Here is a 20,821-nt window from a genome sequence, read left to right on the forward strand (position 1 = left end):
TACCTAATGCCTACTTCGATGCACGGGGACTGATCTCGATCCGCCGCACGGTGGATCGCCTCCAGAGCATTAACTGAACCGCCGTATGCGGACCCGCACGTACGGTGGTGTGAGAGGGCTGAGGGGGTAACCCCTCACCCTACTCGATGATAAGTAAACTGCCCGGTGTAAAATTTCTGTATGGATACCAGCACTTCCCCTCAGCGCCTGACCGACCGAAAGCGCGCGGCCATCGTCGATGCGGCGATCGAGGAATTTCTCGCCGCCGGCTACGATGCGACGAGCATGGATCGTATCGCCGCGCGCGCGGATGTGTCGAAACGCACCGTCTATAACCACTTCCCGAGCAAGGAGATGCTATTCGCCGCGATCCTGAACAAGCTGTGGGATGCGACCCGGACCGGCAACTCGCCGACCTATCGCGCCGACGTGCCGCTGCGCGAGCAACTGCTTGCGCTGCTCGACCGCAAATTGCGATTGATGAACGACGAGGCGTTTCTCGCACTGGCGCGCGTCGCGATCGGCGCGGCCATCCATTCGCCGGAACGCGCGCGCGACATGGTCGAACGTCTCGGCGAGCGTGAGGAAGACGTTACGGTCTGGGTGCGTGCGGCCGCCGCGGCCGGCCGGCTGTCGGTCACCGATCCGGTGTTCGCCGCGCATCAGTTGCACGGCGCGGTGAAAGCATTCGCGTTCTGGCCGCAGATCACGATGGGCCAGCCGCCGCTGACGGCGCCGGAGCAGCAGAAAGTGGCGGAATCGGCCGCCGACATGTTCCTCGCGTACTACGCGCGACCGGACGACGGCGCCGCGTCGCATCGCACGCAGGACTGAACGCGCATCCGCGGGCATCCGGTAGCGCGGACCAGTCGAAATCGTTGCGATGCGCGAAACACGCCGATCCGGAGAAGCCGAACGCACAATCGCACCTGCCCGTGTCGACCGGCCAGCCGGCCCAAACCCGGCGATACGTCCGCGCACCCGAAACCGACTGCGAGCAACGACCCATGAAGACGCTGTTGATCGTCTATCACACGATGACCGGAGGCACGCAGCAGATGGCCGAAGCGGCTGCCGGTGCGGCTCGCGAGCAGCCCGGCGTCGACGTCAGGCTACAGCGCGCGGACGCGACGAGCGCCGACGACGTGCTGGCAGCCGACGCGTACCTGTTCGCGACGCCGGAGAATCTAGCGGCGATGTCCGGGCTGATGAAGGATTTCTTCGATCGCTGCTACTACGCGGCGCTCGATCGCGTGAACGGTCGTCCGTATGCGGCGATGATCTGCGCGGGCAGCGACGGACAGAACGCATTGCGGCAGATCGACCGGATCGCGACCGGATGGCGGTTGAAGAACGTCGCGCCCGGGCTGATCGTCTGCACGCATGCGCAGACGCCGGAGCGTATTCTCGCGACGAAGACGATCGACGATGACGCGCTCGCGCGTTGCGCAGAACTGGGTGCGGGTCTTGCCGCGGGGCTGGCACTGGGCGTGTTCTGAGGACGGATACGGCAGCGCCGATCTGCCGAATCGACACAGGCAGGATCTGCAGCCGTTCGCGCAATACCGGTTTCGCAAACAACGCCGAACCGCCGCGTGCCGGGGCTTCAGCCGCCCTTCGCAGTGCCCGAAGGCCGGTGATGTTCGGGCCAAAGACGTTTGACGAGATCGCGCGATGCGCCGTAGGCATAGCAACTGTCGATCTTGAGCGGCTTGCCTTCGCTGTCGCGGTAATCGAGCGACGATCGCCGCATGCCGACCATCGTCTGATAGGCCGTCGTCGCGATCGGGCCGAGCAATTCCTTCAGGTGCGTGCACGTATCGCAAGACGGCAGGCGTTTGCGCACCTCGCTGTTCCAGCCCGCGCCGATGGTCAATCCGACGAGCGCCTGCAGCGAGTCGCCGCCGCCCGGACATTGCGCATACGGATGCGAACGGATGAACGTGGATACGGCGCGCACGACCATGTCGACGTCGAAGACGAGCGTCACGCCGAGATCGTGGAGCGGCGTCAGCGCCGCGACCGTCCGCGCACCGCCGGGCGGCGTGAAATCGCTGGTCTTGCGGTCCGCGAGGCAGGCCGTTACTTCGAACAGGCCGTCGCTGCGCCGATAGCCGCGCATGTCGATCTGCCGATGGTGGATCTCCTCGCGCGCGATGCCGTCGTGCGGGGTGTCGTCTTGGGAAACCATGCATCCGCTCCGTCTCTTGAAACCGGGTCTTTTCGCAGGCAACGGGATCGCGCACGGCCGATCGGGCGTACGGTGAAAAGCCGGCGGGACGTGCTGCCAACGAAGTCGATTCGGCCATACTACGCACTTTCCGATATTTTCGTCCGCGACGCGATCGATGCGGACGCAACCAATCGGCCGCCGATGCCGGCGCAAGCGAGGGGCGGGCGGGCGTGTCGGGCGACGTCGGGGGCCATGCAATGCAACGCTTTGCGGACGCGGCACGACACTGTTCGACGGCTGTCGCGCGAAAGATCGCGTATTCAGTTGAGCGTCCGCCCGGCCCGATTTCCGGCCGGGCCGCGAATGGCGTGACATCCGGAAACGTATCCATATAATGCGCAACACGACCACGCGGACGCATTTTCGGCGCCGCGGCTCGGGCAAATGCGGACCGGCGAGTCAACCGGCCGTCCCGCGTACCGGTATACTTCCACTCCTGCCTTGTCCGGCATCGAGGCCGGGTGCCTGAAAACAGAGTGGCGTGCGCGATGCGGCCCCGTAGTGTTCCGCACCGGCGGCAGGCCGGCCGCACGCATGGCGGCGATGCTTTTGCGCCGCGCGGCATGGCCGCACGAACCACACCTTATATTCCTGGTGGATTGAATTTATGGGTTTTGAACAACTTGCCGAATTGCGGGCGCAGCTCGCAGCGAAGGCCAAGCAGGAGCGCAACGCGAAGCGGCCGGCGGCGCCGACGGACGCCGGCGCGAAGCCGAAGTCCGGCGACCAGCCGTCCCGCGGCGCCAAGCCGGGCACCGGCGCGAAGGCGCAGCAGCGGGCGAAGCCTGCTCCGGCGAAGCCGTCGGCACCGGTCGATCCGGTCATCGTCGCGATCGGCAAACTGCAGCGGAAGTTTCCGCGCGCGTTCCCGAAGAATCCGGCCCCTAAAGTGCCGCTCAAGGTTGGCATCTGGGACGATCTCGCCCGCGAAGCGCAGGCCGTGGGCCTCAGCGAAGCGGAACTGCGCGAGGCAATGTCGACGTGGTGCCGCGGCAACCGCTACTGGTCCTGCCTCGTCGAAGACGCGGTGCGCGTCGACCTGCAGGGTAACGAAGCCGGGCGCGTGACGCACGACGACGCGGCGCGTGCGCGCCGTCTGAAGGCTCGTCGCCCCGGCGGCAAGGGCGCGGCACAATCGGCCAAGGGTGCGCCGCAGCAGCCGAAGGCCGAGCAGCAGGCCGAGGCCGCTGCTGCGCAGCAACCGACGCAAGCCGAAACGGAAGCGAAGGTGCAGACCGACGCTGCGCCGCAAGTCGAAGCGGAAGCGAAGGTCCAGACCGGCGCCGCACCGCAGGTCGAACAGCAAGCGGCCGGCAACGAGTAATCCGCATCGCGCGCCGCGTACCCGCTGCAAGCCGCGGCGGCGCATGACACGACAGACCGACCTGCGTCGACAGACGCAGGTCGGGACTGCCTCTACCGGCGCTGAACCTGCCGGTCCATCTCCTTCCCGTCGAACAGACAACGCGACCGGACGACTCACATTCGTCGATCGGGCTCGACACGCGTGAGATCTTGATTGTTCCGCTTACGTTCAGATAATTCGTATCCCTGAGTAATTGGCGAGCCGACCGGATAATTCGCGTTACGAAATGATGAAGCGAAACGCGTCGATCGACACGCGAGCGATCCCGCCAGCCCCTCGTGACAAAACGGCGCGCGATAATCGCGACTGGATCGTCAGGCCGTGGGCAAGCCGAGCGCGGGGATACAACCCGTCTTTCGAAAAGTAAGGCAAGCCCGCCTCGACTCAAAGCCACGCCCAGCGTCGTCAACGCCAACTCAACCCGGACCATGAACCCGAGACATTCCGCGATTTTCGTCGCGCTCGCCGCTGCCGCGCTGTTTGGCGCCGCGACACCGCTCGCCAAGGCGCTGATCGGCGCGATGTCGCCGTTCATGGTCGCCGGCCTCTTCTATCTCGGCAGTGGCGTTGGGCTCGGTATCGGGATGCTGCTGCGTGGCTGGCTCGGCCGTCGTGCACCGGCCGCGGACGCCGCGCCGTTGCAGCGTGCCGATCTGCCGTGGCTGGCCGGGGCGATCGCGGCGGGCGGCGTGGCCGGCCCGGCTCTGTTGATGCTCGGGCTGTCGAGCACGCCGGCGGCGACGAGCGCATTGCTGCTCAATCTTGAGGGCGTGCTGACGGCCGTGATCGCGTGGGTCGTGTTTCGCGAGAACGTGGATACACAGATATTTCTCGGCATGGTGGCGATCGTCGCCGGTGGCACGCTGTTGTCGTGGACGCCGGGCCGGGCCGGCGTGCCGGTCGGCGCGCTGCTGATCGTCGGCGCATGCCTGTGCTGGGCGATCGACAACAACCTGACCCGCAAGGTGGCCGCCAACGACGCGATGGTGATCGCGTGCGCGAAAGGGCTGATCGCGGGGCCGGTGAACATCGGCATCGCGCTGGCGACCGGCGCGACGCTACCTGCGATACCGGTCATGGCCGAGGCGATGCTGACGGGGCTCGGCGGCCACGGGATCAGCCTCGTGTTGTTCGTCGTCGCGCTGCGTCATCTCGGCAGCGCGCGCACCGGCGCGTACTTTTCGATTGCCCCGCTGTTCGGGGTCGTGCTGTCGCTGCTGATCTGGCCCGCGTTGCCGCCCGCGACGTTCTGGATCGCGGCCGCGCTGATGGCGCTCGGCATCTGGCTGCACGTGCGCGAACGGCACGAACACACGCATGCGCACGAGCGGCTCGAGCATACGCATCGGCATCGGCACGACGACCATCACCAGCATGCGCACGACTTCCCGTATGACGGCGATGAACCGCACACGCATCCGCACGTGCATCTGCCGATCACGCACAGTCATGCGCATTTTCCGGATATTCATCACCGGCATCGACACTGACCGCGTCGCGCGCGATGGGCGCTGCGCATTGCAAGGTGGCCGTTTATGGGAACGCTAACAGCCGATCGTTGGTTCCGGAATGCTGGTTGCCCGCACATTGCGTGCGATCGGCCGGAGCGGTCATCGCGTACCGCCTGACGAGAACCGGGCCGCACACATGCGCGGCGTCCGATGAATCGCCGTCGCAATCGTCACGCGATCACTCGACGCCGACGATCACGCTCGATGCCTTGAAGATCGCAGCTGCGGCGGTGCCGCTCTCGAGCCCGAGACGATCGACGCTGTCGTTGGTGACGATCGCGATGATTTCGGCACCGCCCGCGGCCTTGATCACGACCTCCGAATTGACCGCGCCCTTCGCGACCGACGCGACGGTGCCCGCGACGCAGTTGCGGGCCGACACCTTGCTGCTGTCGACGTCGACCATCACGATGACCGACGACGCCTTGACGAGCGCGAACGCCTTCGTGCCGGCCGCGAGGCCCAGCGACGCTGCGCTGCCGTGGGTGATCACGGCGACGATCTCGAGGCCGTCCTGCGTGCGCAGCGTGATTTCGTCGTTGACGGCACCGGGCTTGACGGCGCTGATCTCGCCGGCGAATTGGTTGCGGGCGCTCGTTCGCATGATGACTCTCCGGGTGGTTGCCGCGGCAGAGCTGGCTGCGGCAAAAGGTGATTGGAAATGCATCGGCCAGTGTACCGTCAACGCCGGCCCTGCGAGTGCCATCGCGCGAATCAGTACAACCCGTTGCCGCGGGGCGTGTCGTCACGCATGCGATATAGCCGATGTCGCTACGGCGCCGACGGGCCGGCCGCAGGTGCGGTGGCCGCGGAGCCGGCGTCCGCGGCGGCTGCCGCACCGTCGCCGTCCCAACCGCCGCCGAGCGCGAGGAAGAGCCGCACCTGGTCGGCCGCGACCTGCCCTTCGGCCGCCGCGACCTGCGCCCGCACGCTCGTCAACGTGCGCGTCGCGTCGAGATCGGCGATGAACGATTCGCGGCCGGCCGCATAGAGGCGATGCGTTTCGGCGGCGGAACTGCGGGCCGATTCGTACGCGGTGCGCAGCGCATCCGTGCGCTGCACGTCGGCTGCATAGGTCGCGAGGCTCGACTGCGTTTCGCGCAGCGCGTTCAGCACGACGCCGTCGAAGTGCGCGAGTGCGCCGCCCGTCGCGGCTTCGGCTTCGCGCACGCGCGCACGCTGGCCGTTGACGGGAAACGACCAGCTGATCAGCGGTCCGAACGACCAGCGATTCGTGGTGGACGAGAACAGGTCGGCGGCGACGCCGACCGAACCGGCCGACGCACCGATGCTGACCGACGGGTACAGCGCGGCGGTCGCCACGCCGATCCGCGCGGTCGCGGCGGCGAGCTGCCGCTCGGCTTCGCGCACGTCGGGGCGGCGGCGCAGCAGCGCGGCGCCGTCGCCGATCGGAATCGGCTGACGCAGTTTCGGCAGGCGTTCGCATTCGGCGGCGGCTTTCGGCAGGTCGGCCGGCGCGCGCGCGAGCAGCGCGGCGAGCTGGTATTGCGCGATCTTGCGGCGGCCTTCGAAGCGTGGAATGTCGGCGGACAGCGTGCGCACCTGCGTCACGCCGCGCGTCACGTCGGTCTGGTTGCCGCGCCCCGCGTCGCGCAGCCGCTGCGACAGCGCGACGCGCTGTTGCTGCAGCGCGAGCGACTGCTTCGCGATCGCCAGTTCGTCGCCGGCCGAGCACGCTTCGACATACGCGCGTACGACGTCGGCCACGACCGTGATGCGCGCGAGGTCGCCGGCCGCCTTGACGGCCTCGCTGTCCGCGCGCGCGGCTTCGACGCCGCGCCGCAGCTTGCCGAACAGGTCGAGCTCGTACGACACGTTGATGCCGACCGTGCCTTCGTTGACGACCGGCAGCTTGTTTTCGAGCAGGTATTGCTCGGCCGATTCCTGCGCGCGCTGCACGGCCGCTTCCGCTCTGCCCGAGAAGCCGCCCTGTTCGTTCGCGACCACCAGTGCCGCGCGCGAGCGCGCGAGGTTCGCCGCGGCGACGCGCAGGTCGGTGTTCGACTTCAGCGCGTCGCGCACGAGAGCGTCGAGTACCGGGTCGTCGTACAGCTGCCACCAGTTGCCGGGCACCGCGTCGCGCGACACCAGCGCGCCGTTCGCGTCGTCGAGCGCATGATTCGCGAGCGGCGCGTTGACGTACGCCTGTTGCGGCAGCGTGTAGTCGGGGCCGACCGACTTGCACGCACCGAGTGCGAGCGCAAGCGGGGCGAGCGTCGCCGCGACGCGCAGACCATGCCGCTTCATTGCGAGGCTCCCGCGGCGCTGGCGGCCGTACCTGACGTAGCCGAAACCGGCGCGGCCGCCGATGCGGTGCCGGTGCCCACCGGCTTCGCGTCGTCGTTGCGGTGCGTGTCGGCGCCGCGCATCGATACGGTCGCGGTACGGCCCGCGATCATCCGGAAATCGTCGGGCACCTCGTCGAGCACGACGCGCACCGGCACGCGCTGCGCGAGCCGCACCCAGCTGAACGCCGGGTTCACGTTCGGCAGCAGGTTCGCGCCCTGCGTGCGGTCGCGGTCCTCGATCGCGGCGACGATGCTCTGCACGTGGCCGCGCAGCGGATGCGGCTCGCCCATCACGATGATGTCGACCGGCTGGCCGATATGGATGCCGCGCAGCTTGGTTTCCTCGAAGTAGCCGTCGACGCGGAACGAGTTGCGGTCGACGACCGACAGCACCGCGCGGCCGGCCGGCACGTATTCGCCGACGCGCGGGGCGCGGTCGTTCAGGTAGCCGTCCACGGGACTGACGATGGTCGTGCGCTGCAGGTTCAGCTTCGCGGTGTCGAGCGACACCTGCGCATCGGCGACGCTGGCTTCGCCTTGCTCGACGCGCGTGCGGCTTTCCTCGACCTGTTCGCTCGCGACCAGGTTGCCGAGCTGCAGGTTGCGCGCGTATTCGCGCTTCGCCTGCGCCAGCGTCGCGCGGCGCTGCGCGAGCGTCGCTTCGGCGAGCCGTTCCGCGAGCGCGTAGCGCGCCTGGTCGATCACGAACAGCACCTGGCCGCGCTTGACCTCCTGGTTGTCGGCGACCTGCACCGACGTGATGAGGCCCGACACGTCCGGCGCGACCTGGATCACGTCGGCCCGCACGTGCCCGTCGCGCGTCCACGGCGAGAACATGTAGTAGTTGATGATGCGCCACAGCACGAGGCCGGCCACGACGACGACGATCAGGGTGAGCAGGACTTGCCCTGCCGAGAGCCAGGTTTTTTTCACGTTAGGTAGCCACGAGTTGGTGGGACACGATCACGACGGCGGCCAGCACGAACACGTAGATGCCGAGGTCGAAGATTGAACGGTGCCAGACGAGGCGGTAGAAGCCGACGCGCTCGAGCACCGCGCGCACGACGATGTTGATCAGGTACGCGATCAGCATCAGGACGAGCGGGGCCGGCACGAACACGCCGAAGATATCGATTTCGCCGATCATGGTCGCGGTCGGAAGGACAAGATGGAAAGCCGGCTCATGCGCGTGCTCCGTCCGGCGTCTGTGGCGCTTGCGCGGCAGCGGCCGGATACAGCGACAGGCGCATGCCGACGAGCGCATGCAGCGTGTCGCGCAGCCGGCGGTGCGTGACCGGCGCCGCGGGCGCGGTGGTGCCGTCGGCCGGCGCGGCGCCCGGCAGGTTGCGGCTGGCCACGCGCCGCAGCGCGTCGTCGATCGTCGCGAGCAGGGCGGGCGGCGCGGGCTGGCGCGCGTTCGCGGCCGCGCAGCGCGCGTAGTGATCGGTGACGCCGGCCAAGACGCGATCGATCGCGTCGGGCACGTCGCCCGACAGCCGGCGCCGCGAGCGGCGCAGGTCGAGCGCGTTCAGCGCGATGCGCAGGTCGCGGAAGCTCTCGATCGACGGGTGGCGGTGGTCGTCGGACGCGCCGAGGCGCGGCAGCAGTTGCGTGACGCGATCGAGCATCCGCGATGCGTGGTTGCGCTGATCGTCGAGCGGTTGCGTCGACGCGGAGCGCGCAACGTCCTCCCAGCCCGAGCGCAGCAGGCGCCGTACCGCGAGTTCCGCGCCGAACGGCCGCGTCGCGCGCGTCCACACGTACGCGAACAACAGCCCGGCGACGCCCGCGAGATTGCTGTTCAGGAACACGAAGAAATCGGCCTCGTACGCGCTCTGGATGCTGATGAAGGTGGCCGTGTTGACCGCGACGAGCATCGTCACCATGTTGAACTGCGGGCGCGGCAGCAGCGTGCCGATCAGGATGAACGGCCCCGCGAACATCAGCACGAGCATCGCGAAATCGTGCACGTGCGGCAGCACGACGAACAGGTACAGGCCCGCGAACACGACGCTCGCGGCGGTCGACAGGAAGAACTTGAACACCAGCGGCGCGGGCTCGTCGAGCGCGGCGAAGAAGCTGCACGACACGGCCACGAGCGTGACGGCGGCCGCGCCGTCGTGCCAGCCGGACGAGATCCACAGCCAGCACGCGAACACGATCGCGAACACGACGGTCAGCGTCGAGAACAGCATCATCCCGCGATCGAAGAAGCGCTCGGTGCCGCCGAGCCGCCAGTGCCGGTAGCGCGGCTGCCACACGCCCGACTCGTTCGCGATCAGCGCGCGCAGCGAGCGGCAGTCCTGCCAGATGTCGATGACCTGGCGCAGCCGCCACAGCGCGTTCGACAGCAACGCGCCGTCCCAGCTCGCCAGCGCGCTGTCGGGCGGCTGCAGCGCGGCGATGCGCTCGCGCAGATTGTCCGCGACCGGATCGTGCGCCATATCGCCGCCGGAACCGGTCTTCACGGCCGGCAGCGGCGCGTCGAACCATTTCGCAGCGTCGGCCAGCAGCGCGTCGAGCGCGGGCGGGCGCACGTGCAGGTCGCGCATCAGCGCGATCAGCGGATCGGCGAGCGACGACATCAGCGGCAGGAACAGCTGCATCCGGCCCGCGAGCGCCTGCGCGCGCGCAAGCACGCGCGGATGCGCATGGTCGTAGCCCAACTGGCTCAGCAGGAATTCGAGGCCGGTGATCGTCGCGGCGAGCCGCTGCCGGCATGCGGACAGCGCCTTGCCGGCCAGGTGCCCGGACAGCGTTTCGCGGCCGTAGAACGCGGCGTCCTTGAACCACGCGTCGGTGCGCTCGATCAGCGTCGGCGCGAGCCGGTTCGGGAACACGGCGCTGCCGACCACGCTCGCGCACACGATGCCGAGCACGATTTCCTCGGTGCGCGCGATCGCGACGTCGAATATCGTGGACGGATCGGTGACGGTCGGCAGCGCGACCAGCGGCATCGTATAGCCGGCGAGCATGAACACGTAGCTGCGCGCGGTGCGGTCGGAGATCGCGAGGTACAGCAGCGTGCCGCACCAGGTCGCGACGATGATGCTGAACAGGAGCGGCGTCTCGACGAACGGCGGCACGAAGAAGATCGCGGCGGCCGCGCCGAGCGCGGTGCCGAGCGCGCGGTACAGCGCCTTCGAGCGCGTCGCGCCGACGAACGGGTTCGACACGATGTAGACGCTCGCCATCGCCCAGTACGGGCGCGGCAACTGGAAATACAGGCCGAGGTACAGCGCCAGCATCGACGCGGCGAACGTCTTGCCCGAGAACAGCCAGTCGCGAAGGCTCGGATAGGTCATGACGCGGAATCGGCGGGGCGGGACGGGTGCGACGCCGGAGGATGCGCGTCGGCGGCGTTGAACGCGTTCAGCACGCGCAGCGTCGCTTCGAGATCGGCGCGCGACACGCCCTTGAGCACCTGGGCGCGCAGCGCGCGCAGGTCTTCCTCCATCTTTGCGGTGACCGCGCGGCCGGCGGCCGTCAGCGAGATCGTTTTCGCGCGGCGATCGTGCGGATCCTCGTCGCGGCGTGCGAGGCCGGCCGCGCACAGCTGGTCGAGCAGGCGCACGAGCGACGGCCCTTCGATGCCCACGTGCTCGGCGAGCGTGCCTTGCCGCACGCCTTCGCCGAGACGCCCTGCGATCAACAGCGGCGTCGCGCAGGCCTCGGATACGTTGTACGCGGTCAGCACGCCGTCGCTGGTGCGGCGCCACTTGCGCGCGGTGAGCACGAGCAGGCTGCTGACGGCGAGGCGGAGGTCGTGCAGATTGGTCATGGGCGAGATGATAGGGGCAAAAACATTCGATAGCAAACTATCGTTTTTGCCACCCGAATGACACGTCTCAGGGGGCGCGGCGACTATATTGAATCGTCAGATGACCACTGTCCGGCCACACGAGCACGGCCGCGCATGTGAAGCAAATTCCAAGCCCGGGCGCCGCACACTGCGCGGGTAAGTAGCCGCGATTTTCGACCGACCGAAAAATGTGCGGCCGTGGTCGTTCGGGCACGCCGATTGCGTCGCGCGATTCGCCCACGACGTCCTGCTTTCGCGTGCGATTGCACTAGGACAATATTTTCGGGGTGTCTTTCTGAGCGACCATGCTGAAGCCACGACGGAGACATCGAGATGGGACGGACCGAGGTATCGGCAGGCTGGCGCGACGCGATCGGCGCGGTGCACGGCATCGAGTCGAAATACAAGCGGCTCGTGAAGGCGATCGCCAGCGACATCGAGAACGGCGCGCTCGCGCCGGGCGCGCGGCTCGCGCCGCAGCGCGACGTCGCGTCGAGCCTCGGCGTCAGCGTGCAGACCGTCACCAACGCGTACAAGGAGCTGGAGCGTCAGGGGCTGATCCGCTGCGAGGTCGGCCGCGGCAGCTTCGTGGCCGCGCGCGTGACCGAATCGATGTCGAACTACATCCTCGATACGACCGAGCGCGAACTCGTCGACTTCTCGATCGCCCGCATCGTGCACACGCCGGAGCACGACGCGGCATGGCGCAGCGTGTGCACGGCGCTGGCCGGCACCGACGATCAGCCGTGGATCCGCTCGTTCCGGCCGATCGCCGGCCTCGATGCGCATCGCGACGCCGGCGCCGCGTGGCTCGCGTCGCTGAACATGCCGGTGCACCGCGAATCGCTGCTGATTACGAACGGCGCGGCGCACGGGATCTTTCTCGCGCTCGCGTCGATCGTCGGGCCGGGCGACACCGTGTTGTGCGAGAGCCTGACCGATCACGGCGTGATCGGCTCCGCCAACGTGCTCGGGTTTACGCTGAAAGGGCTCGAGATGGACGAGCACGGCATCCGTCCCGAACATTTCGAGGAGATGTGCGACGGCGAGCGGATCAGCGCGCTCGTCTGCACGCCAACCCTCAATAACCCGACCGTGTCCCTGATGACCGATTCGCGGCGCCGCTCGATCGCGCGCATCGCGACGCGCTACGGCGTATACGTGATCGAGGACGACGTGTACGGTCCGCTGCCCGAGAAGACGGGCACGCCGATCGCCAGCCTGATTCCGGAACTCGGCTTCTACTGCACGAGCATGACGAAATCGGTGCTGACGGGGTTGCGCACCGGCTATCTCGCGATGCCGCGGCGGCTCGCGTTGCGCGTCGAGAGCGTGCTGCGCGTGAGTAGCTGGATGGCGACGTCGCCGATCGCCGAAATCGCGACGCGCTGGATCGTCGACGGCACCGCGCGGCGGCTCGTCGAACTGCAGCGCCAGCGGCTCGCCGTACGTCAGCAGATGGTGAAGGCTGCGCTGGGGCCGTATGTGCTCGGTGCGCACCCGAACGCGCTTTCCGCATGGCTGCGCGTGCCCGACTACTGGCAGGCCGAGCGGATCGTGCGTGAACTGCGCACGCGCAAGATCGCGGTGACGTCGCCCGATCCGTTTCTCGTCGGTGGCACGGAGCGGCCGAACGCGGTGCGCGTGTGCATCGGCGCCGAAACCTCCGATGCGGCGTGCAATGCAGCGCTCGAGACGATCGCGGGTGTGTTCGAACAGTATCCGCATCTGAACGATTTCCACTGAACCGGCGGTATCGCCGCGACATCGCGCGCAATGTATCAGGACATTCGAAAGCGCGATTTGGAACATTAGACTGGATCGCATCACATTCGTCGCGAGGCGCGCGTTCCATGTCTTCCCTGTCGCTGTCCGACGTCTACCGCGCGCGCCGCCGTCTCGCCGGGCGCGCAGACGGTACGCCGCTCGTCGTATCCGCCGCGCTGTCCGCGCGCGTCGGCGCACCCGTCTACCTGAAGCTCGAAACGCTGCAGCCGACCGGCAGCTTCAAGCTGCGCGGCGCGACCAACGCGCTAGCAGAACTTGCGGCGCAACGCGTGACGCGCGTGGTCACCGCATCGACCGGGAATCATGGCCGCGCGGTCGCGCATGCGGCACGCGCGCTCGGCATCGACGCGGCCGTCTGCATGTCGTCGCTCGTGCCGGCCAACAAGGTCGAGGCGGTCGCGGCGCTCGGCGCGCGCGTCGTGATCGTCGGCGACAGCCAGGACGACGCGCAGGGGGAAGCACGGCGGCTGGTGCGCGACGAAGGTTATGCATACGTGCCGCCGTTCGACGATCCGCGCATCATCGCGGGCCAGGCGACGATCGGCGTCGAGATACTCGAAGCGCTGCCCGATACGGCGACGCTGGTCGTGCCGCTGTCGGGCGGCGGCCTGTTCAGCGGCGTCGCGTTTGCCGCGAAGGCGGTCCGGCCGGCGATCGACGTGATCGGCGTATCGATGGCGCGCGGCGCCGCGATGCACGCGAGCCTCGCGGCCGGCCGCCCGGTCGACGTCGACGAGCAGCCGACGCTGGCCGATTCGCTCGGCGGCGGCATCGGCCTCGACAACCGCTACACGTTCGACATGACGCGCGCGCTGGCCGACGACGTCGTGCTGCTCGACGAGCCGTCGATCGCGCGTGGCATCGCGCATGCGTATCGGGAAGAGCGGCTCGTCGTCGAAGGCGCCGGCGCGGTTGGCCTCGCCGCGTTGCTGGACGAGCGGATCGGGCGCCGCGATCGTAGCGGCCCGATCGTGGTCGTCGTCAGCGGCGCGAACATCGACATGGCCGCGCATCGCCGGCTCGTTTCGGAGAACTGAAATGGCTCATCCCGTCACGTTGCTCGGCCACGCGCAGCTGCGTGCGCTGGTGCCGCTTGATCTCGCCGCGATCGACCAGGTCGAGGCCGCGTTCGCGTCGCTCGCGACCGACGCCGTCGTGATGCCGCCGATCCTGAATCTCGCGCTGCCGGAGCGCCACGCCGAAGTGGACGTGAAGACCGCGTTCCTGCCGCGCTTCGACAGCTTCGCGATCAAGGTCAGCCCCGGCTTCTTCGACAACCCGTCGCTCGGACTGCCGAGCCTGAACGGGCTGATGCTCGTGCTGTCCGCGCGCACCGGCCTGACCGAGGCCGTGCTGCTCGACAACGGCTACCTGACGGCCGTGCGCACCGCGGCGGCCGGCGCGGTGGCCGCGCGCCGGCTCGCGCGCGCCGATGCGCATCGCGTGGCGATCGTCGGCGCGGGCGAGCAGGCCCGGCTGCAACTGGACGCGCTGATGCTCGTGCGCGACATCACCCATGTGACGGTGTGGGCGCGCGATGCCGAACGCGCAGCGCGATTCGCGGCCGACGTGCGCGCCGCGCATGGCGTCGATGCGACGGTCGCGCGCTCGGTGCATGCGGCACTCGCCGACGCGGACATCGCGGTGACGACCACGCCGAGCCGCGCGCCGCTCGTGCACGCGGAAGACCTGCATCCGGGGCTGCACGTGACGGCGATGGGCTCGGACGCCGATTACAAGACCGAACTCGCGCCGTCGGTGTTCGGCGCCGCGCGCTATTTCTGCGACTGGCTGCGGCAGACCCGCGTGGCCGGCGAGCTCGCGCATGCGATCGCGGCCGGCGCCGTTGCAGCCGATGCGGTGTTTCCCGAACTCGGCGAAGTGATCGCCGGCCGCCGCGACGGCCGCACACATCGCGACGACATCACGATCTGCGACCTGACCGGCACCGGCGCGCAGGACACCGCGATTGCCGTGCTCGCGCTGCAACGCGCCCGCGCGGCGGAAGTGGGCACGATTTTTCACAACGACCTCACGACTTGAGAGGAGACTGATGTCCGCAGTCATCGAAACCCAGACAGCCGCGCCGCGTCTCGCGTTCGCGCGCAGCGAATATGCCGCGCGCATCGCGAAGACGCGCGCGGCGATGGAGCGGGCCGGCATCGACCTGCTGATCGTCACCGACCCGACCAACATGGGCTGGCTCACCGGCTATGACGGCTGGTCGTTCTACGTGCACCAGTGCGTGCTGCTCGCACTGGACGGCGAACCCGTGTGGTTCGGCCGCGGCCAGGACGCGAACGGCGCGAAGCGCACCGCGTTCATGGCGCACGAGAACATCGTCGGCTATCCCGATCATTACGTGCAGTCGAGCGCGCGCCACCCGATGGACTACCTGTCCGCCGAAGTCATCGCCGCGCGCGGCTGGAACACGCTGCGCATCGGCGTCGAGCTCGACAACTACTACTTCAGCGCAGCGGCATACGCATCGCTGCAGAAGCACCTGCCGGCCGCGCGCTGGGTCGATGCGACCGCGCTCGTCAACTGGCAGCGCGCGGTGAAGTCGCCGCGCGAGATCGAATACATGCGCGTGGCCGCGCGCATCGTCGAGCGGATGCATGCGCACATCGTCGACACGATCGAGCCGGGCATGAAGAAAAGCGACCTGGTCGCGCAGATCTATGCGACCGGGATCGGCGGCGCCGACGGCTTCGGCGGCGACTACCCGGCGATCGTGCCGCTGCTGCCGACCGGCGCCGACGCGGCCGCGCCGCACCTGACGTGGGACGACTCGACGTTCGCGCGCGGCGCCGGCACGTTCTTCGAGATCGCCGGCTGCTACCGCCGCTATCACTGCCCGCTGTCGCGCACCGTCTATCTCGGCAAGCCGCCCGCGCACTTCATCGAAGGCGAGCGCGCGGTGGTCGAAGGGATCGAGGCCGGGCTCGCGGCCGCGAAGCCGGGCAACGTATGCGAGGACATCGCGAACGCGTTCTTCGCGGTGCTGCGCCGCGCGGGCATCGACAAGGACAGCCGCTGCGGCTACCCGATCGGCGCGAGCTATCCGCCCGACTGGGGCGAGCGCACGATGAGCCTGCGTCCGGGCGACCGGACGGTGCTGGAACCCGGCATGACGTTCCATTTCATGCCGGGGCTGTGGCTCGACGACTGGGGGCTGGAGATCACGGAGAGCATCCTGATCACCGAGACCGGCGTCGAGACGTTCTGCAACGTGCCGCGCAAGCTGTTCGTCAAGGAGTAGGGCGATGCGTGCTTCCCCGATTACGCCGACCGTCGATTTCGACGCGGACGGCGAACAGCACGGCTTCCTGAAGCTGCCTTACTCGCGCGACGATTCCGCGTGGGGCGCGATCATGATTCCGGTGACCGTCGTGAAGCGCGGCGACGGGCCGACGGTGTTGCTGACCGGCGGCAATCACGGCGACGAATACGAAGGGCCGGTCGCGCTGTCGAAGCTCGCCGGCTCGCTGAAGGCGGCCGACGTGACCGGCCGCGTGATCGTCGTGCCGTTCATGAACTATCCGGCGTTTCGTGCCGGTTGCCGCACGTCGCCGATCGATGCGGGCAACCTCAATCGCAGCTTCCCGGGGCGGCCGGACGGCACGGTGACCGAGAAGATCGCCGATTACTTCCAGCGCCACCTGCTGCCGCTCGCGACGCACGTGCTCGACATTCACGCGGGCGGGCGCACGCTCGACTTCGTGCCGTTCGCGGCGATTCACGTGCTGGAGGATCGCAATCAGGAAGCGCGCTGCGAGCGCGCGATGCGCGCGTTCGGCGCGCCGTATTCGATGCGCATGCTGGAACTCGACAGCGTCGGCCTGTACGACAGCGCGGCCGAGGAAGCGGGCAAGGTATTCGTGTCGACCGAGCTGGGCGGCGGCGGCACGTCGACGGCGGCGAGCGTCGCGATCGCCGAGCGCGGCGTGTATGGATTGCTCGCGCATGCGGGCGTGATCGCCAAGGACGTCATCGATGGCAGCGCGCCGCGTACGACGACGCTGCTCGACATGCCGGACGGCTCTTGCTACACGACGAGCGAGCATCGCGGGCTGCTCGAGATGTGCCGCGATCTCGGCAGCGAGGTCGAGGCCGGCGACGTGCTCGCGCGCGTGCACGACATCGACCGCACGGGCGTCACGCCCATCGAGTACGTCGCACGGCGGCGCGGGCTGCTCGCGGCCCGGCACTTCCCGGGCATCGTGCAACCGGGCGACACGATCGCGGTGGTCGCCGACATCGTCGAGCGCAACATCCCGGTCGCCGTATAAGGACGCACGCGACGTGATCAAGCTCGACCGATACGACCTCGCGATCCTGCGCCTGCTCGAGCGGGACGGGCGCATCACGAAGTCGAAGCTCGCGGAAGCCGTGAACCTGTCGATTTCGCCCGCATGGGAGCGCGTGCGCAAGCTCGAGGAAAGCGGCGTGATCCGCGGCTATCGCGCGGACGTCGACTGGATCGGCGCGTTCTCCGGCAGCCGCATCGTCGTCGAAGTGACGCTGTCGCGGCACACCGCGCCCGACATGCGGCGCTTCGAGGATCGCGTGGCCGCCGCGCCCGAGGTTGCGCAGTGCTATGCGACGGGCGGCGGCGTCGACTACGTGCTGCACGTGGTCGCGCGCGACATCGACCATTACCAGCGCTTCATCGATGCGTTGCTGATGGAAGACCTCGGCATCGAGCGCTACTTCACGTACATCGTGACGAAGGTCGTGAAGTGCGGCTCCGGCGGCGCGCCGGACTGGCTGTAAAAGTTCGCGCCGGCGCGCGGCAATACGGAAAAAACCGGCATTTCCCGCCGTGCAAACCGAAATTTCCGCATGCGCGGGCGCGACACAATGAAGTTCGTGCCCACCAACCAGGAGACGCAGCATGCTGCCCGGACACCCCGTTCTGTTCAAGTCGACCTGCTACGTCGATGGTCGCTGGATCCACAGCGACAGTGCCGCGACGGTCGCCGTCGTGAACCCCGCCGATCAGGCCGTGATCGGCCACGTGCCGATGCTCGAACGCGCGCAAATCGTCGGTGCCGTCGACGCCGCGCAGCGCGCGTACGACACCTGGCGCTGGACGCCGCAGGCCGCACGCAGCGCGGCATTGCTGCGCTGGCATGCGCTGATCCTGCGTCACGTCGACGATTTGGCCGCGCTGCTGTCGCTGGAACAGGGCAAGCCGCTGGCCGAAGCGCGCGGCGAGATCCGCTATGCGGCGAGCTTCGTCGAATGGTTCGCGAACGAGGCGAAACGTGTCGCGGGCCGCACGATTCCGACGCACATCGACGGCGCGCATCTTGGCACCGTGATGGAGCCGGTCGGCGTCGCGGCGCTGATCACGCCGTGGAATTTCCCGGCCGCGATGATCACGCGCAAGGCGGCGGCCGCGATCGCGGTCGGTTGTACCGTGGTCGTGAAGCCCGCGCACGAAACGCCGTTCTCGGCGCTCGCGCTCGCGCAACTCGCCGACGAGGCCGGCTTCCCGGCCGGCGTGTTCAACGTGGTGCTCGGCGAGCCGCAGATGGCGATGGAAACGCTGGTCGGCGATACGCGTGTGCGTGCGGTCAGCTTCACCGGCTCGACGCGGGTCGGGCGGCTCGTGACCGAGACCGCCGCGAAGGCCGGCATCCGCAAGATCGCGCTCGAACTGGGCGGCAACGCGCCGTTCATCGTGACCGAGGATGCGGATCTCGACCAGGCGGTGCGGATCGCCGTCGGCGCGAAGTTCCAGACGTCCGGCCAGGACTGCTGCGCGGCGAACCGGATCCTTGTCTCGCGACCGCTGTACGACGCGTTCGTCGAACGGTATGCGAACGCGGTGCGCGCGCTGAGGACGGGGCCTGCGTTCGAGCAGGGCGTCGACGTCGGTCCGCTGATGCATCAGGCCGCGTTCGATGCGACCGTCGCGCGCGTCGACGATGCGCGGGCACGCGGCGCGCGCATCGTCGCGGGCGGCCGGCCGCACGCGCTCGGCGGCTGGTTCTACGAGCCGACCGTGATCGCGGATGCCGCGCCGGGCATGCGCGTGGTCGACGAGGAAAACTTCGCGCCGATCTCGGCCGTCTGCGCGTTCGACACGCTCGACGAAGCGGTGGAAACGGCGAACGACACCGAGTACGGGCTCGCCGCGTACGTATGTGCGACGCGCATCGACACGATCTTCCAGCTCGTGCGGCGGCTCGATTTCGCGATGGTGTCGGTCAACGGCGTGAAATTCACCGGCGCGCCGATCCCGTTCGGCGGGATGAAGGCGTCGGGACTCGGCCGCGAAGGCGGCGCCGAAGGCTTCGAGCCGTTCACCGAAACCAAGTACTTCTGCCTCGGCAATCTCGGCCTGCCTGTCGCGGCGACGGCCTGACCCATTCAAAGGAGCACATCATGACAAAATCGATCGACGCACTGCTGCGCGAGGACCGCGCCCACTTCATGCACCCGTCGACGCACGCGTACGACCACGAGACCGGCGCGCTGCCGGGCAAGATCGTGCGCGGCGGCGAAGGCATCCGCATCGAGGATCACCAGGGCAAGCGCTATATCGACGCGTTCGCCGGCCTCTACTGCGTGAACATCGGCTACGGCCGCACCGAAGTGGCCGACGCGATGCATGAGCAGGCGAAGCAGCTCGCGTACTACCACACGTACGTCGGCCACGCGTCCGACGCGATCATCGAGCTGTCGTCGCGCATCATCGACTGGTCGCCGGCGGGGATGAAGAAGGTCTATTACGGGATGTCGGGTTCCGATGCGAACGAAACGCAGGTCAAGATCGTCTGGTACTACAACAACGTGCTCGGCCGCCCGAACAAGAAGAAGATCATCTCGCGCGAGCGCGGCTATCACGGCTCGGGCATCGTGACGGGCAGCCTCACGGGCCTGCCGAGTTTCCATCAGCATTTCGACCTGCCGATCGACCGCGTGAAGCATACGGTGTGTCCGCACTGGTATCGCAAGGCGCCGGCCGGCATGAACGAAGCGCAGTTCGTCGCGTACTGCGTCGACGAACTCGAGCAGCTGATCGCGCGCGAGGGCGCCGACACGGTCGCCGCGTTCATCGCGGAGCCGGTGATGGGCACGGGCGGCATCATCGAACCGCCGGCCGGCTACTGGCCCGCGATCCAGACCGTGCTGCGCAAGCACGACATCCTGCTGATCTCGGACGAAGTCGTGTGCGGGTTCGGGCGTCTCGGCTCGAAGATGGGCGCGCAGCACTTCGGGATCGAGCCCGACCTGATCACGGTCGCGAAGGGGCTGACGAGCGCGTATGCGCCGCTGTCGGGCGTGATCGTCGGCGAGAAGGTGTGGGACGTGATCGCGCGCGGCTCGCAGGAACACGGGCCGATGGGGCACGGCTGGACGTATTCGGGGCACCCAGTGTGCGCGGCCGCCGCGCTCGCGAACCTTGCGATCCTGGAGCGCGAGAACCTCGTTGGCAACGCTGCGGAAGTGGGCGCGTATTTCGGCGCGAAGCTGCGCGATGCATTCGGCGCGCATCCGCTCGTCGGCGAGGTGCGCAGCGTCGGCATGCTGGCCGCGCTCGAATTCATGGCCGACAAGGACGCGCGCACGCCGTTCGATCCCGCGCTGAAGATCGGCGCGCAGGTGTCGGCTGCCGCGTTGCAGCGCGGCGTGATCGCGCGGGCGATGCCGCACGGCGACATTCTCGGGTTTGCGCCGCCGCTCGTGATGACGCGTGCTGAAGCCGACGAGATCGTCGGCATCGTGAAGGACGCGGTGGACGAGGTCGCGGAGCGGAATCTTTCGACCGTCGCGTGATGTTCAAGTGGTCCTGATGCG

At 68.3% G+C, this 20,821-nt stretch carries 19 protein-coding genes; 12 read left to right on the forward strand and 7 right to left on the reverse strand.

The window, feature by feature from the left end; genetic code table 11:
• Window positions 1–180: 180 nt before the first annotated feature.
• A complete protein-coding gene (locus HWX55_RS12775) occupies window positions 181–834 on the forward strand; it encodes a TetR/AcrR family transcriptional regulator (protein ID WP_175975909.1) in 654 nt (217 codons plus the stop codon).
• Between the two features lie 173 nt (window positions 835–1,007).
• Window positions 1,008–1,499, forward strand: a complete 492-nt coding sequence (locus HWX55_RS12780; RefSeq protein WP_089490160.1) for an NAD(P)H-dependent oxidoreductase — start codon at window positions 1,008–1,010, stop codon at window positions 1,497–1,499.
• Between the two features lie 107 nt (window positions 1,500–1,606).
• Here the strand turns inward: HWX55_RS12780 and HWX55_RS12785 are convergent, their stop codons facing one another.
• Window positions 1,607–2,191, reverse strand: coding sequence for a DUF2889 domain-containing protein (locus HWX55_RS12785; protein ID WP_175975910.1), 585 nt, complete (start codon window positions 2,189–2,191; stop codon window positions 1,607–1,609).
• 649 nt (window positions 2,192–2,840) lie between these two features.
• On the opposite strand from HWX55_RS12785, the gene HWX55_RS12790 reads away from it, so the two are divergent.
• Window positions 2,841–3,557, forward strand: coding sequence for a ProQ/FINO family protein (locus HWX55_RS12790; protein ID WP_244140553.1), 717 nt, complete (start codon window positions 2,841–2,843; stop codon window positions 3,555–3,557).
• Window positions 3,558–4,027: 470 nt separating this feature from the next.
• On the forward strand, window positions 4,028–5,089 hold the full coding sequence (locus HWX55_RS12795; RefSeq protein WP_175975911.1) for a DMT family transporter: 1,062 nt from the start codon (window positions 4,028–4,030) through the stop codon (window positions 5,087–5,089).
• A gap of 199 nt (window positions 5,090–5,288) precedes the next feature.
• Here HWX55_RS12795 and HWX55_RS12800 read toward each other — a convergent pair whose 3' ends face one another.
• The 6 genes from HWX55_RS12800 to HWX55_RS12825 form a co-directional block, all read right to left on the reverse strand.
• Window positions 5,289–5,714: a TOBE domain-containing protein gene (locus HWX55_RS12800; protein ID WP_175975912.1), complete on the reverse strand. Its 426-nt coding sequence runs from the start codon at window positions 5,712–5,714 to the stop codon at window positions 5,289–5,291.
• 167 nt (window positions 5,715–5,881) lie between these two features.
• Window positions 5,882–7,378 (reverse strand): efflux transporter outer membrane subunit, encoded by a 1,497-nt coding sequence (locus HWX55_RS12805; RefSeq protein ID WP_175975913.1) that lies wholly within the window; start codon window positions 7,376–7,378, stop codon window positions 5,882–5,884.
• On the reverse strand, window positions 7,375–8,352 hold the full coding sequence (locus tag HWX55_RS12810) for an HlyD family secretion protein (RefSeq protein WP_175975914.1): 978 nt from the start codon (window positions 8,350–8,352) through the stop codon (window positions 7,375–7,377). The genes HWX55_RS12805 and HWX55_RS12810 overlap by 4 nt, the downstream gene beginning before the upstream one ends.
• Window position 8,353: 1 nt before the next feature.
• Window positions 8,354–8,566, reverse strand: a complete 213-nt coding sequence (locus HWX55_RS12815; RefSeq protein ID WP_006481008.1) for a DUF1656 domain-containing protein — start codon at window positions 8,564–8,566, stop codon at window positions 8,354–8,356.
• Window positions 8,567–8,600: 34 nt separating this feature from the next.
• Window positions 8,601–10,724 carry an FUSC family protein gene (locus tag HWX55_RS12820; RefSeq protein ID WP_175975915.1) on the reverse strand — a complete coding sequence of 708 codons (2,124 nt, stop codon included), beginning with the start codon at window positions 10,722–10,724 and terminating at the stop codon, window positions 8,601–8,603.
• On the reverse strand, window positions 10,721–11,200 hold the full coding sequence (locus HWX55_RS12825; protein ID WP_175975916.1) for a MarR family transcriptional regulator: 480 nt from the start codon (window positions 11,198–11,200) through the stop codon (window positions 10,721–10,723). The genes HWX55_RS12820 and HWX55_RS12825 overlap by 4 nt, the downstream gene beginning before the upstream one ends.
• 354 nt (window positions 11,201–11,554) lie before the next feature.
• On the opposite strand from HWX55_RS12825, the gene HWX55_RS12830 reads away from it, so the two are divergent.
• The 8 genes from HWX55_RS12830 to HWX55_RS12865 all read left to right on the forward strand — a co-directional run bounded on the left by HWX55_RS12830 (window position 11,555) and on the right by HWX55_RS12865 (window position 20,800).
• A complete protein-coding gene (locus HWX55_RS12830) occupies window positions 11,555–12,967 on the forward strand; it encodes a PLP-dependent aminotransferase family protein (RefSeq protein ID WP_175975917.1) in 1,413 nt (470 codons plus the stop codon).
• Between the two features lie 107 nt (window positions 12,968–13,074).
• Window positions 13,075–14,046: a hydroxyectoine utilization dehydratase EutB gene (eutB, locus tag HWX55_RS12835; RefSeq protein ID WP_175975918.1), complete on the forward strand. Its 972-nt coding sequence runs from the start codon at window positions 13,075–13,077 to the stop codon at window positions 14,044–14,046.
• Between the two features lies 1 nt (window position 14,047).
• Window positions 14,048–15,052: a cyclodeaminase gene (locus HWX55_RS12840; protein WP_175975919.1), complete on the forward strand. Its 1,005-nt coding sequence runs from the start codon at window positions 14,048–14,050 to the stop codon at window positions 15,050–15,052.
• A 10-nt stretch (window positions 15,053–15,062) separates the two neighbouring features.
• A complete protein-coding gene (doeA, locus tag HWX55_RS12845) occupies window positions 15,063–16,271 on the forward strand; it encodes an ectoine hydrolase DoeA (protein WP_175975920.1) in 1,209 nt (402 codons plus the stop codon).
• A gap of 4 nt (window positions 16,272–16,275) precedes the next feature.
• Window positions 16,276–17,301: a N(2)-acetyl-L-2,4-diaminobutanoate deacetylase DoeB gene (gene doeB, locus HWX55_RS12850; protein WP_175975921.1), complete on the forward strand. Its 1,026-nt coding sequence runs from the start codon at window positions 16,276–16,278 to the stop codon at window positions 17,299–17,301.
• A gap of 13 nt (window positions 17,302–17,314) precedes the next feature.
• Window positions 17,315–17,785, forward strand: a complete 471-nt coding sequence (locus HWX55_RS12855; protein WP_034208857.1) for an Lrp/AsnC family transcriptional regulator — start codon at window positions 17,315–17,317, stop codon at window positions 17,783–17,785.
• A 121-nt stretch (window positions 17,786–17,906) separates the two neighbouring features.
• A complete protein-coding gene (locus HWX55_RS12860) occupies window positions 17,907–19,385 on the forward strand; it encodes an NAD-dependent succinate-semialdehyde dehydrogenase (protein WP_175975922.1) in 1,479 nt (492 codons plus the stop codon).
• A gap of 20 nt (window positions 19,386–19,405) precedes the next feature.
• A complete protein-coding gene (locus HWX55_RS12865; protein ID WP_175975923.1) occupies window positions 19,406–20,800 on the forward strand; it encodes an aspartate aminotransferase family protein in 1,395 nt (464 codons plus the stop codon).
• The last annotated feature ends 21 nt before the right edge of the window (window positions 20,801–20,821 follow it).

It is taken from the genome of Burkholderia sp. BCC1047 (genome assembly GCF_902833155.1).
In the GTDB taxonomy this organism is placed as follows: Bacteria; Pseudomonadota; Gammaproteobacteria; order Burkholderiales; family Burkholderiaceae; genus Burkholderia; species Burkholderia sola.